Here is a 12,131-nt window from a genome sequence, read left to right as displayed (position 1 = left end):
AGGCAATGAGTGCGGGCAGGGCCGGGAACAGAGGTTCCCGGCCCTGCTTTCTTTCCGCTGCGTCGTCAACCAATGACAAGTTCGGTCACCCGCCACACCTGCTTGCTTTGCTCCAGCCGGACGGCAACGGCACGGGCCCGTACGTCGTCCACCACCACTGCGCTGGCCTCGTAAATGCCGTCGGCGACCTCGCAGACCCGGACCGACCTGACAGTCGAGTTGCGATGGAGCCTTGCCAGGGCCGGACTGCCCGTACGCGTGAGCTCGCGGCGGATAAGGGCGGCCCGGTGTTGCAGGGCCGCCAGGCATCGGGGGTCAAGGCGCCGGGCAAGCTGATGGATCGGCCGGATCCCGGCAAGTACCTCCATGGCCGCCTGCACTGTGGTGCGGGTGACTGTGCGGACCTCCGCCATGTCGTCGACGGGACGCAAAGGCGTGGAAGCTGCCTGGCGGCCCGGAGACAACGGTGGCGTGGTTGGCCGGCGCGGCGCATGATTTGCCTCCGCTCCCGGGGCCGTCCCTTGGCCCGCCCTGTTTGTGGTCTTGGCCGTGCGTATCGGTGTCACTGCACTCATTGGTTTCCCCTTGGTTGGATTGCCCGTCAGTGGGATGGCGGACGGGATCGGGCTTGGCCCGTAGGGTGTGGCCTGGCTATTCGCGGCCTGGCTATTTGTGGGCGGGTGAAGGTGGCTGAAGAATCTGTCCCGGGAGCAGCACGTCAGGGTTCTGTCCTATGAGTGCCAGGTTGGCCTGGTACCAGCGGGGCCATTGAAGCGCGATGTCCAGGTCCGAAGCGCCGTGTCCGAGATGACGGGCAGCGATGTCCCACAGGGTGTCTCCCGCCTGGACGGTGACGCCTTCAACCTCCGCAGGCGCTGCTTCCCGGGTGGCACGGATGGCAGGAGCCGCAAGCATGCCCGGATTCACCACCGGCGGGACCGGTTGCCAGCCGGGGTGGACGGGTGGCGGTGGCGCCGTTGTTTCAACGACGGCGTGTTCCTTCCCTGTATGGACCGGCGCCACGTTGCCGGCCGGTGCTTCATTCCCGGATCGGGTCACTGCACCGGCCAGCGTCTCCGTATGGGCCGGCGGGGATTTGGCTGGATCTTGGGCTGTCGCAGTGGCAGGGCCAGCGGGCGCCGAGGATGAGTGGCCTTGCGTGGGTGCCCACACCGGGCCGGGCGCCGGTACCGAGGCGTGGGCCACGGGTCCGGCCAGGAGTTGAACGGACAGCGCGCCGAGCACCAACCGCTGCATGAAAGCGGGGGAAAGCTTCCGCGTGGCTGCTGCGGCCCGGGCTCTGCCTGTTCTGGCCAGGACGGCGGTAGCGGCCGCGCACGCCAGCGACACGAACCACCAGGCCACAATGCCCGCTCCTGCAATGCCTGCTGCGGCAGCCAGATGAATCTCCACGCCGGGCAGCTGCTGCCGCGCATACGAATCCTTCCACTGTGCCAGCAGCCCCGAGCCGATGAGGCACAGCAAAAGGCCCAACAGGAGGACAGCTGCCGCTGCCACGGCGTCGGCAGACAACCGCCGTGATCCAGGCCTAGCCACAGAACTGCTCATTTGATGCAGTTTGATGTTGTTTGATACGCATAAGGAAAGTTTGAGCCCGTGCGTGCAGGTTTGTCCATACGCTGGAAAGAATTACTTGATGCATTGACCGGCCGCCCGGCCCGGTCCTACGCTGACGCAATGCGCTGGGATGCACTCTTCAATGACATGGAAAGCCAATTTGCCGAATCGGAGCGGCTTTCCCTGGACGCGGAGATCAACGAACGGACCCGGGCGGAGATGGTGGACGTCGGGCTCGCGGACCGGCTCCGCGGCGCCTTGGGGTGCCGCCTCGCCGTGCATCTCGCGTGTGGCGATGTTGTCCGCGGCGCGCTGAGCCACGCCGGCGCGGACGCCTTGGTTCTCGATGAGGAGCGGCACCAGGTCCTGGTCCCGTATGCCGCCGCTGTACGTTATGTGGGCCTGGGCAGGTTCTCCGTGGCTGAACCGTCGGCGGTGCGCAGGGGGCTGGGACTTGCGCACGCGCTGCGCGCTTTGGCACGGGACCGCGCGGAACTGGCGGTGACGTTGGCGCATGGTGCCGGTGCGGTGAGGCTGGCCGGGGTCATCGACCGGGTGGGGAAGGATTATCTGGACCTGGCGACGTTCACTCCGGGAGAGGTGCGCCGCAGCAACCAAGTCGGCCAGGTGTCAGTCATCCCCTTGGCGGCGTTGGCGGCCGTCAGGTCACGGCGGACTGGCGATTCTTAGCCGGCGGTGCTGTTGGCGCCGAAGTCCCGGACGGAGCTCAGACGGACCTGGACTTGGATTCCTGGATCATCCGGCTGGCCTCGGCGTAGCGCTCCTCGATGTATTGCTCCAGCATCTTTTCTTCAACCCGCCATTGGCCGCGGCCGCCCACCTGGATGGCCTTCAGTTCTCCACTGCGGACCAGCGCGTACGCGGCCGGCGAGTTGATCTGAAGCTGCTCGGCGACATCTGCGAGCGTTAGGAACCTTGGCATGCCTCCATTTTGCCATCGAATGGGACCTTATGCTGCTGTTATCCACAGATTGGCCCTGTTTGGCATCGTGACTTTCGTTCCAGCGTCACGGCGGTAACAATGAGGGTGTTTGGACACGGCGAGCAGGGCCGGCGCACATAGGGGGAGAATTTTCATGGTTCCTGATTCATCCGCCACAGCGGCCAGGCTGAAACGGCCATCATGGAAGGACCCCCGCCTGCTGGTAGGTGTCCTCCTGGTCCTGGTGTCCGTGGCGGGTGTTGTGTTCCTTGTCGGCAGTGCGGACCGGACCACCGAGGTATATGCGGCCCGTGACGGCATCGCCGTAGGGGAGAGGCTGACCCGGGATAACGTTGTGCGCGCAAAGGTGCGCCTGGGTGAGACGGAGGAGCAGTATATTACGGCCGAATCAGGCATCCCCGAAGGGGTGGTGGCGGTCCAGCGCATCGGCAAGGACCAGTTGGTGCCCCGCGCCAGCCTTGGCTCAGTCGACCAACTCGACCGGAAGCCGGTAGCCCTCACCATCGAGGAAACCCTCCCGGCGCAAGCCGTCGCCGGCGCGAGGGTGGACGTTTGGGTTGCGCAGCCGGATGCCCGCAACGGATTCAGTGAACCGAAACTCCTCCTTCCCGGCGCTGAGATCGCGGAAGTAACTTCCGGCTCGACGGCTCTGGGATCATCAAAAACCACCGTCCTGATGGTGTTGGTGGAGGATGGTCAAATGCCGGCCCTTCTGGGGGCCCAGGCCAATGAGGCGAAAATCTCTGTGGTCTGGAACCCGGGCGGCGGTGCCAGGTGAGCATCCCGGTAGTTACCGTCGGCCAGAGCAGGGACGATCTGGTGGGCGGGCTCGAGCGCCTGCATGGACCGGTAACGGTGGTCAGGAGGTGCACGGAACTTCCCGAACTTCTGGCGGCGTGCCAAAGCGGCCTGGCCAGGGCTGCGGTTGTGGCGGACGGGTCCGAAGGACTGACTTCCTCGCTCGTGGACAGGCTTTCGGCAGTTGGGGTGGCAATCATTGCCCTGACTGACAACGCCGACGAAGCCGCCCGGCTGCGGTCGATAGGGGTAGCTTCAGCGCTGACCGGCGTGGAGTCCGCGGCGCTCTCGGACAGGATCGCAGAGGCGGTAGCCCAACTCACAGGGCGGGGGCCAGGTGTTGCCCGGAGAAGCGGCCCGGCTGACCCCGGGGCTGCACTGAAGTCCGTCCAGGCCGAGCCGCCGGCGGGGCCGGATGAACCGGGTCCGGGCAGGATCATTGCGGTCTGGGGGCCGGCCGGAGCTCCCGGACGGACCACCGTTGCTGCAAATATCGCCGGTGAGTTGGCTGCGGAAGGAACGGCCGTGCTTCTTGTTGACGCCGACAGTTATGGCGCCAGCATCGCGGCTGTCCTGGGCCTCCTCGATGAGTCGGCGGGCCTGGCACAGGCATGCAGGCTCGCGGACCAGGGCCTGCTGGACAGGGAGGCGCTCGAGAAGATCGCCGCGCCAGTGGCAACCAAAGCGGGCACCTTCAGGGTCCTTACCGGGATTACCCGGGCGGACCGCTGGACGGAGCTCCGGGCCTCCGCCCTTGCGCTGGTCCTCGAACGCGCCCGGGAGATTGCGGAAGTCGTGGTGGTGGATGCCGGGTTCTGCCTTGAAGCGGACGAAGAACTCAGTTTCGATACGCTGGCCCCGCGGCGGAACGCAGCCACGCTGCGGTCGCTCGAGCTGGCTGACACGCTCTACGCTGTGGGTGCCGCGGACCCGGTGGGAGTGCCGAGGCTGGTCCGTGGCCTCGCAGAGCTCGAGTTGGCTGTTCCGCAGGCATCACCCATTGTTGTGATGAACCGCGTACGCGCCTCGTCGGTAGGCAGAGGGCCGGAGCGGCAGCTGAAGGATGCCTGGGAGCGGTACGGTCCCGCGTCTGAGCTTAAGGCTTTCCTTCCCTACGACGTGTCTGCGGCGGATGCCGCACTGTTGGGAGGGTCCCTGCTGCTTGAGGTTGCTCCAGATTCGTCCCTCCGCCACGCCATCCGCAATTTGGTTTGTGCATCCGACCAGCAAAATCGGAAATCCTCTGTATTTTCTTCCACAGCACGGCGCCGGGCGAAGGACTAGGCTCGCCATAAGAGCTGCAAGGGTGCAGCGAATATCTTGTGATGGAGGCGTTTGTCGATGTCGTCTGGATCCAGCGTGGAGGATCAGCCCCTTTCCCTTATAGGCGATGAGGGCTTCATTGGGGACTACTACCAGCACCTAGCCGAAGAGGACGCCCGAACGTACCCCCGGGACGTGCTGGTTGCCCGTGCCGACCATCACCGGGAGATCGCCTCCGTCCGGAGGCCTGGCCAGGCGAAGGTCGCCATTGCGGACGAGGAAGACAGCAGCGTGGTCTTCGTTGTCACAGATGACATGCCCTTCCTGGTGGACTCGGTCAACGCCGAACTCGTCCGGCAGCATGCCGCCATCAAGCTGGTCATTCACCCCCTCTTCGTGGCTACCCGGAACAGGGAGAGCGGCGAGCTCACCAAGGTCAGCAGGGTCCCGGCGCACCTTGGGATTTCCAGCGGCGACACGGCCGCCATGCCCAGCCTGTCCCACCTCATTGCCCAGGGTGAGAACGCCTCGCACATGGAGTCCTGGATCGCCGTCGAGATCAACCGCGTCTCGGAAGACGCGAAAGCCTCCCTCCTCGAAGGCCTTGAACGGGTCCTCAAGGATGTCCGCGCCGCCGTGGAGGACTGGCCAAAGATGCGCCAGAAGGCCATCCAAATCGCGGAAAGCCTTGACCAGACAGCCAACTCCTCGCAAATCGCCGAACTGCGGCAGGCGCAGGACCTCCTTCGCTGGCTCGACGACGGGAACTTCACCTTCCTGGGCTACCGGGAATACGACCTGGTCAACGTTGACGGGGAAGACGTCCTGGAGCTCCGTGAAGACAGCGGCCTTGGGCTGTTGCGGCCCTCCACCGACTCGCCCCACATTCAGCACCTGACGGACACCGGCCGGAAGAAGGCACGGGAAAAACGCGCCCTGGTCATCACGAAGGCAAACTCCCGCTCCACCGTCCACCGCTCGGCCTACCTGGACTACATTGGTGTGAAGAGCTTTGACGCCGCGGGGAATGTCAACGGCGAGCGGCGCTTTATCGGCCTCCTGGCAACCAGCGCCTACACCGGCTCCGTCCGGAATATTCCGATTGTGCGCGAGAAGGTTGACGCGGTGCTTCGAAGCGCCGGCTTTCCCCCGGACTCCCACTCCGGCAAGGACCTGCTGGGCATCCTGGAAACCTATCCCAGGGACGAGCTATTCCAGATTGAGGTCCCGGACCTAGCCGCCACTGCCCTCGGCATCCAGAAACTCCAGGAGCGTCGGCGCACCAGGCTGTTCCTTCGGCCTGACATCTACGGCCGGTTCATGTCCGCCGTCGTCTATCTTCCACGGGACAGGTACACCACGAACGTTCGCCTCCGCATCGAGCAGGAGCTGCGCGAAACGTTCCAGGCCGTCTCCATTGACTACGAAGCCCGCATGACGGAGTCGGCGCTGGCCCGCCTGTTCTTCCGCATCCGGCTGCCCAAGAACGCAGACATAAGCAACGTCAATGCGGAGGAGCTGGAGAAGCGCCTTGTGCGGGCTGCCCGCTCCTGGAGCGAAGGGATCGCGGAGGTCCTGCGCGAGGGGCGGGACGTTTCTGAGGCAAAGGAGCTTGCCGCCATCTGGTCGGAAGCGTTTCCCGCCAGCTACCGGGTGGACTACGAAGTCGAGGACGCACTCGAGGACATTGCACGGTTCGAGAAGTACGGTGCCGCCGCGGAACGGGCTGAAGGTACTGTCCAGGAGCGCCCCGGCGTGCACGTCTATCTCCCGGAAGGTGCGGGGGCAACACTGGAGGAGGACGCGCGGGTCAAGCTCTACATGCTGGAGCCCAAGAGCCTCAGCCAGATCCTGCCGTACTTCCACAACCTCGGACTGGAGGTCCTGGACGAGCGGCCTTTCGAAATCGAAACGGCGGACCGCCGCGACTTCTTCCTGTACGACCTTGGCCTGAAGTACCCGGCAAAGGTGGACCCGGTCTCCACGGGCCAGCTCCTTGCCGAGTCCTTCGGCGCTGCAGTGACGGGTGCAGCCGAGTCGGACAGCTTCGACCGGCTGGTGCTGCGCGAGGGTCTGCAGTGGCGGAAGATCACCGTGCTGCGGGCCTACGCGCGGTACATGCGCCAGATGGGTAACACCAACTCCTTCGGCTTCATGGCCGATACCCTGCTGGCCAACCCCCGCGTGACCAAGGGGCTGACTGCGCTCTTCGCCGCGCGCTTCGATCCTTCCCTCAACGACGAAGAGCGCAATGAGGCCCAGGCGTCCGCCCGCAAGGACCTGGACCTGGCCATTGAAAAGGTGGAGACGCTCGACGCCGACAGGGTCCTCCGCACGTTCGTCAACCTGATCGAGGCGACGCTCCGGACCAACTACTACCAGAACAAGCCTCACCTGAGTTTCAAACTCGATCCCGCCCGGCTTGAGGGCCTGCCCTTCCCGCGCCCCATGTTCGAGATCTGGGTCTACGCGCCGCGGGTGGAGGGGGTCCATCTCCGCTTCGGCAAGGTGGCACGCGGCGGGCTTCGCTGGTCCGACCGCCGCGAGGATTTCCGCACCGAGATCCTGGGGCTGGTGAAAGCGCAGACGGTGAAGAACGCCGTCATCGTGCCCACGGGGGCGAAGGGCGGTTTCTTTGCCAAGCAGCTTCCCGACCCCACGGTTGACCGCGCCGCCTGGATGGCGGAAGGGATCGAAAGCTACAAGACCTTCATCAGGGGCCTGCTGGACATCACAGACAACCTCCTCACCGAGGGTGACAGCGAAAGGCTCGTGCCGCCGTCGGACGTTGTAAGGCACGACGACGACGATTCCTACCTCGTGGTGGCTGCCGACAAGGGCACCGCGACGTTCTCCGACATCGCCAACGGGCTCGCTGCCGAGTACGGTTTCTGGCTCGGGGACGCATTCGCGTCCGGCGGATCCGTCGGGTACGACCACAAGGCGATGGGCATTACGGCGCGGGGTGCGTGGGAGTCGGTGAAACGCCACTTCAGCGAACTCGACCTGGACACCCAGACCCAGCCGTTCACCGTGGTGGGCGTGGGGGACATGTCAGGGGACGTCTTCGGTAACGGCATGCTGTTGTCCCGCCACATCCGCCTCCTGGCGGCCTTCGACCACCGCCACATTTTCCTCGACCCCAACCCGGACGAGGAAGCCTCGTTTGCGGAACGGCAGCGTTTGTTCGAGCTGCCGAGGTCCTCGTGGGATGACTACGACAAGTCGCTCATCAGTGAAGGCGGCGGAGTCTTCGCCCGGCAGGCCAAGTCGATCCCGGTTTCGCCCCAGGTCCGCACGGCGCTGGGACTGCCGGCCGAAACCACCGAACTCAGCCCGCCGGAACTCCTCCGCGCAGTCCTCCTTGCCCCCGCCGACCTGCTCTACAACGGCGGCATCGGGACTTACGTCAAGGCGAGCACCGAGACCAACGCCTCGGTGGGGGACAAGGCCAACGACGCGATCCGGGTGGACGGCCGGGACTTGCGCGTCAAGGTGGTGGGCGAAGGCGGAAACCTCGGCATGACACAGCGCGGCCGCATTGAAGCGGCTCTGCAGGGTGTCATCCTCAACACGGACGCCATCGACAACTCCGCCGGCGTGGACTGCTCCGACCACGAAGTCAATATCAAGATCTTCGTGGACCGGATGGTGGCTGCCGGAAAGCTGTCGGCGGAAGAACGCTCCGGCTTCCTTGCATCGATGACCGACGAAGTGGGCCGGCTGGTTCTTGAAGACAACATTGACCAGAACATCCTGCTGCTGAACGACCGGACGAAGGTGGCCGAGTGGAGCCCGAGCTACGAACGGCTGATGGACTGGCTCGAAAAGACGGCCGACCTGAAACGGGACCTTGAGGCGCTTCCCTCCACCGAAGCGCTCCGGGAGCGGCTGCAGCAGGGCCAGGGGCTGACATCTCCTGAACTGTCGGTACTCGCCGCGTATGCCAAGATCGAGCTCGCGACGGCACTGCGGGAAAGCGACCTGGCAGACGACCCCTGGTTCAGGCAGACGCTGCGCGCCTACTTCCCCGCGCAGCTGCGGGAGCGTTTTGACGCTGAACTGGACACCCACCCGCTGCGGCGCGAGATCATTGCCACTGTGGTTGCCAACGACATGATTAACCTCGGCGGCATCACGTTCGCGTTCCGGGTGATGGAGGAAACGTCGGCCAGCGAAGCAGCGGTGGCAAAGGCATTCGTGGCCCTGCGGGAGATCTACGAGCTGGACCACATGGTGGGGGAGCTGAACAGCCTGCCGGCGTCCTTCCCCACCGAGCACTGGAGCGCCGTCCACCTGGACATCAGGCGGTTGCTTGACCGTGCAGTCCGCTGGCTCCTGGGCCAGGGCACGGTCTCCCGGCCGATAGCCGACGTCGTGTCGGAGTTCAAACCCGTGATGGAGCCGATGCGGGCCCACCTGCTGGACTACCTGCGGGGTGATGACCGGGAACGGGTGGCAGGCTGGCTGGAGACAGCGCGTGAATGGGAGCTGCCGGAAGGCCTCGCCCTGCGATGGGCGGAGCTTTTTGAGAGCTTCGTGCTGCTGGACATTGCCAAGATCGCGCATGGGCGCAAAGAGCCTGTGAATGAAATCGCGGCCGTCTACTACACCGTCTTCAACCGGTTCCACGCCGACTCGCTGCTGGAACGGATCAGCAGCCTGCCCCGGCAGGACAGGTGGCAGGCCCTGGCCCGGGCGGCCCTGCGGGATGACCTGTACTCCACCATCTCGGACATGACGATGGCGGTGCTGGACGCCACCGCTGCCAGCGACTCGCCGGAGGCCCGCCTGAAGGACTGGGAGGCTCAAAATGCCGAGCAGCTGAGCCGGGCCAAGTCCATGTTCGACGAGGTCAATTCACTTGAGGCCGACGATATGGCGTCACTGTCGGTAGCATTGAGGCTCTTGAGGTCAATCGTTCGACGCTAGCCAAGCCGGCGTCGCAAATGGAGGTGCAGTGGCAATCTTTACGGACCCTATCAGGGAACATGCTGATTTTGGGCCGGGCGATGCCGAGTGGCTGCACCTCCTGGTGGGGGACTGGCAGATGGTCGCGGACCTGGCGTTCGCGGACCTTGCGCTGTGGTTCCCGCACCCTGACCACGGGTATGTGGCGTTGGCGCATGTCCGGCCCTCCACCACGCACACGGTGTTCCACGGCGACTTCGTGGGCGAGGGCATCCGGTCCGACCTGCAGCCGCTCGTGGACAAGGCATGGAACAGCCGTTCCATCGAACGCTCCAGCGAAACGAACTGGAGCAGTGACATGGCCCTGCGGGTGGAGGCGGTCCCCATGGTCCGCAACGGGCGCACCCTTGCCGTGGTCACCACGCACATGGACCTGTCCAGCTCGCGGATGCCGTCCCGGCTCGAACTGACCTACCGCCAGTGCGCGTATGACCTGCTGCGGATGGGCACGCTGGGGCTCTGGCCGGACTTCGCGTCGCCTACGGGTTCCCGGCGCGGTGCGCCGCGCGTGGGGGACGGGCTGATCAGGCTGGATGCAGAAGGCATCGTGCAGTACGCCAGTCCCAACGGTGTTTCTGCCTTCAGGCGGCTGGGTGACGGGGAATCCCTTGAGGGCCGGTCCCTCGCGGAGGTGACCGCCAGCCTCCTCAAGGACCGCCGCATGGTGGACGAGACGCTCCCCCTCGTAGTGACCGGCCGGATGCCCTGGCGCAGTGAGATCGAGTCCCGGGGGGTGAGCCTGTCCCTGCGCGCGATTCCGCTGCGCGACGAGCAGCAGCGCTTCGGCGCGCTGGTCCTGTGCCGCGATGTGTCCGAGTTGCGCCGGCGGGAAATGGAGCTTGTCACCAAGGACGCCACTATCCGGGAGATCCACCACCGGGTCAAGAACAATCTCCAGACCGTGGCGGCGCTGCTGCGCATGCAGTCCCGGCGCATGGTCAGCGACGAAGCCAAACAGGGCCTGGAGCAGGCGATGCGGCGGGTGGCCACCATCGCGCTCGTCCACGAGACCCTGTCCCAGGGCCTCACCCAGAGCGTGGATTTTGATGAGCTGATCGGACGTCAGTTCCGTCTTTCGGCGGAAGTCGCCTCGCCCTCGCAACAGGTCAGGACGGAACGCTCCGGCACCTTTGGCGAGCTGCCCAGCGACCTCGCCACCCCGCTGGCCCTGGTCATCAACGAACTGGTAACCAATGCCGTGGAGCACGGACTGGAGGGAAGGGCCGGAACGGTCTCGCTGATCGCTGACCGGTCGGAAGGGGATGACGGCGAGGAGCTCACCGTCACCATTGCCGACGACGGCGTGGGGCTTCCTGACACACCCCACGTTGAGGGGCTGGGGCTTCAGATCGTGCGGACCCTCGTGACGAGCGAACTGGGCGGGACCATCCAGTGGCGGCCACGGGAGGGCGGCGGCACTGCCGTCGAGATCCGCCTCAGCCTCGCCGGGAAGTAGGTCGGGAGCCCGGCTACCTTCGCCGGTGGCGGACTTGCCGAGGAGGAACAACTGAAACAGCCCCGGCTGCAGCCTTGGAAGGTTGCAGCCGGGGCTGTTTGTGCCTGGAGGTTTCCGGTGGGATCAGGAAGCGCGGCGGGCGCGGGCAGCGCGGCGCTTCAGCGCCCGGCGCTCGTCTTCGCTCATGCCGCCCCAGACGCCGGCGTCCTGGCCGGACTCGAGGGCCCACTGCAGGCAGGTATCCACAACGGGGCACCGGCGGCAGACGCTCTTTGCTTCCTCGATCTGCAGGAGGGCAGGCCCGGTGTTCCCGACGGGGAAGAAGAGTTCGGGGTCCTTTTCGAGGCACGCTGCGCGGTTACGCCAATCCATGCTGATCAGTTGCTCCATTTCTGGGAAGAGCCCTTGTGAAATTATTCACTAGTAGCTACAAAGGAAAAGGGCCCGGCGGGGCCCCCTTGGTCATCTGAATCAAGCCTGTCATGTTAACGCTGTGTAAACAAGGGGTAATAACGCTTGATATCCCGCGAAAGCTGAGCGATACATCACACCGGCGCTGCTGGCCCTCACCACTGTCCGACTATGTCCGGTAGGGTGCCAGTGTGTCAAGACCCCCGGTAAACCCAGCAGAGCCCCCTTCACCCGCACCGGACCCCGGCCAGGGCCGAAACGGCCAGCACGATAAAGGCCCGAGTGGCCGGCCCGCGGCGGTGCTGGTGGTGGCCCTGGTGGTGGCCGCGGAGGCCACTGCCCTCCTGGTCGCGGCCGGGTGGTACGGCTACCAGTTGCTGGCGGGGAGCCCTGTCCTGTCATTCTGGGGAGCTGTGTTCACCCTTGTACTCCTGCTTGCCTTCTCCGCCTGGCTCTATGCGGTGGCCCTCTTCCTGAACCGCGGCTTCCGCTGGACCCGGGCTGCTGCCCTTGTAGCGCAGCTGTTCGTTCTGACCATCGGATTTCCAACGGTCAGCAGCGGCCTCCTGCTTGCCGGGCTGGCAATGCTGGTTCCGGCCGTCACTGCCATCGTCCTTCTGTTCCAAAGCAAGGTGATCAGTTATGCGTCGCGCACCGGTGGGGGGACGCCGGCACTTTAGCAGGTTCTGC

At 65.3% G+C, this 12,131-nt stretch carries 10 protein-coding genes; 6 read left to right on the top strand and 4 right to left on the bottom strand.

Going from position 1 to position 12,131, the window contains the following annotated elements; genetic code table 11:
- Positions 1-65: 65 nt before the first annotated feature.
- Both ACQ3DC_RS01155 and ACQ3DC_RS01150 read right to left on the bottom strand, forming a co-directional pair.
- Complete coding sequence (locus ACQ3DC_RS01155; protein WP_430751350.1) at positions 66-575, bottom strand: Rv3235 family protein; 510 nt, start codon at positions 573-575, stop codon at positions 66-68.
- Positions 576-666: 91 nt separating this feature from the next.
- Positions 667-1,569: a LysM peptidoglycan-binding domain-containing protein gene (locus ACQ3DC_RS01150; protein WP_323056579.1), complete on the bottom strand. Its 903-nt coding sequence runs from the start codon at positions 1,567-1,569 to the stop codon at positions 667-669.
- A gap of 129 nt (positions 1,570-1,698) precedes the next feature.
- On the opposite strand from ACQ3DC_RS01150, the gene ACQ3DC_RS01145 reads away from it, so the two are divergent.
- Positions 1,699-2,268 (top strand): hypothetical protein, encoded by a 570-nt coding sequence (locus ACQ3DC_RS01145; protein ID WP_157241763.1) that lies wholly within the window; start codon positions 1,699-1,701, stop codon positions 2,266-2,268.
- 37 nt (positions 2,269-2,305) lie between these two features.
- Here the strand turns inward: ACQ3DC_RS01145 and ACQ3DC_RS01140 are convergent, their stop codons facing one another.
- Positions 2,306-2,521, bottom strand: a complete 216-nt coding sequence (locus ACQ3DC_RS01140; RefSeq protein WP_009356834.1) for a helix-turn-helix domain-containing protein — start codon at positions 2,519-2,521, stop codon at positions 2,306-2,308.
- Between the two features lie 154 nt (positions 2,522-2,675).
- Between ACQ3DC_RS01140 and ACQ3DC_RS01135 the strand changes: the two genes are divergently transcribed.
- The 4 genes from ACQ3DC_RS01135 to ACQ3DC_RS01120 are packed head-to-tail and all read left to right on the top strand — an operon-like array spanning position 2,676 to position 11,030.
- Complete coding sequence (locus ACQ3DC_RS01135) at positions 2,676-3,320, top strand: hypothetical protein (protein WP_430751349.1); 645 nt, start codon at positions 2,676-2,678, stop codon at positions 3,318-3,320.
- Positions 3,317-4,624, top strand: coding sequence for an AAA family ATPase (locus tag ACQ3DC_RS01130; protein ID WP_430751348.1), 1,308 nt, complete (start codon positions 3,317-3,319; stop codon positions 4,622-4,624). The genes ACQ3DC_RS01135 and ACQ3DC_RS01130 overlap by 4 nt, the downstream gene beginning before the upstream one ends.
- Positions 4,625-4,681: 57 nt before the next feature.
- The gene (locus ACQ3DC_RS01125) at positions 4,682-9,535 is read left to right on the top strand and encodes an NAD-glutamate dehydrogenase (RefSeq protein ID WP_430751347.1); all 4,854 of its coding nucleotides are present in this window, start codon (positions 4,682-4,684) and stop codon (positions 9,533-9,535) included.
- A 28-nt stretch (positions 9,536-9,563) separates the two neighbouring features.
- Positions 9,564-11,030 carry a sensor histidine kinase gene (locus tag ACQ3DC_RS01120; RefSeq protein WP_321213935.1) on the top strand — a complete coding sequence of 489 codons (1,467 nt, stop codon included), beginning with the start codon at positions 9,564-9,566 and terminating at the stop codon, positions 11,028-11,030.
- 123 nt (positions 11,031-11,153) lie between these two features.
- Here ACQ3DC_RS01120 and ACQ3DC_RS01115 read toward each other — a convergent pair whose 3' ends face one another.
- A complete protein-coding gene (locus ACQ3DC_RS01115; RefSeq protein WP_015937605.1) occupies positions 11,154-11,402 on the bottom strand; it encodes a WhiB family transcriptional regulator in 249 nt (82 codons plus the stop codon).
- 230 nt (positions 11,403-11,632) lie between these two features.
- Between ACQ3DC_RS01115 and ACQ3DC_RS01110 the strand changes: the two genes are divergently transcribed.
- The gene (locus ACQ3DC_RS01110) at positions 11,633-12,121 is read left to right on the top strand and encodes a hypothetical protein (RefSeq protein WP_370460663.1); all 489 of its coding nucleotides are present in this window, start codon (positions 11,633-11,635) and stop codon (positions 12,119-12,121) included.
- Positions 12,122-12,131 lie beyond the last annotated feature (10 nt).

The sequence above is a fragment of the Paenarthrobacter sp. NEAU-H11 genome (genome assembly GCF_050573415.1).
Lineage (GTDB): Bacteria > Actinomycetota > Actinomycetes > Actinomycetales > Micrococcaceae > Arthrobacter.
This window is presented reverse-complemented; position numbering and strand designations above follow the sequence as displayed.

Coding starts and splice junctions, on each gene's coding strand:
- ACQ3DC_RS01140 (WP_009356834.1), bottom strand. CDS start 2,521: ATGCCAAGGTTCCTAACGCTCGCAGATGTCGCCGAGCAGCTTCAGATC.
- ACQ3DC_RS01155 (WP_430751350.1), bottom strand. CDS start 575: ATGAGTGCAGTGACACCGATACGCACGGCCAAGACCACAAACAGGGCG.
- ACQ3DC_RS01135 (WP_430751349.1), top strand. CDS start 2,676: ATGGTTCCTGATTCATCCGCCACAGCGGCCAGGCTGAAACGGCCATCA.
- ACQ3DC_RS01115 (WP_015937605.1), bottom strand. CDS start 11,402: ATGGATTGGCGTAACCGCGCAGCGTGCCTCGAAAAGGACCCCGAACTC.
- ACQ3DC_RS01150 (WP_323056579.1), bottom strand. CDS start 1,569: ATGAGCAGTTCTGTGGCTAGGCCTGGATCACGGCGGTTGTCTGCCGAC.
- ACQ3DC_RS01125 (WP_430751347.1), top strand. CDS start 4,682: ATGTCGTCTGGATCCAGCGTGGAGGATCAGCCCCTTTCCCTTATAGGC.
- ACQ3DC_RS01145 (WP_157241763.1), top strand. CDS start 1,699: ATGCGCTGGGATGCACTCTTCAATGACATGGAAAGCCAATTTGCCGAA.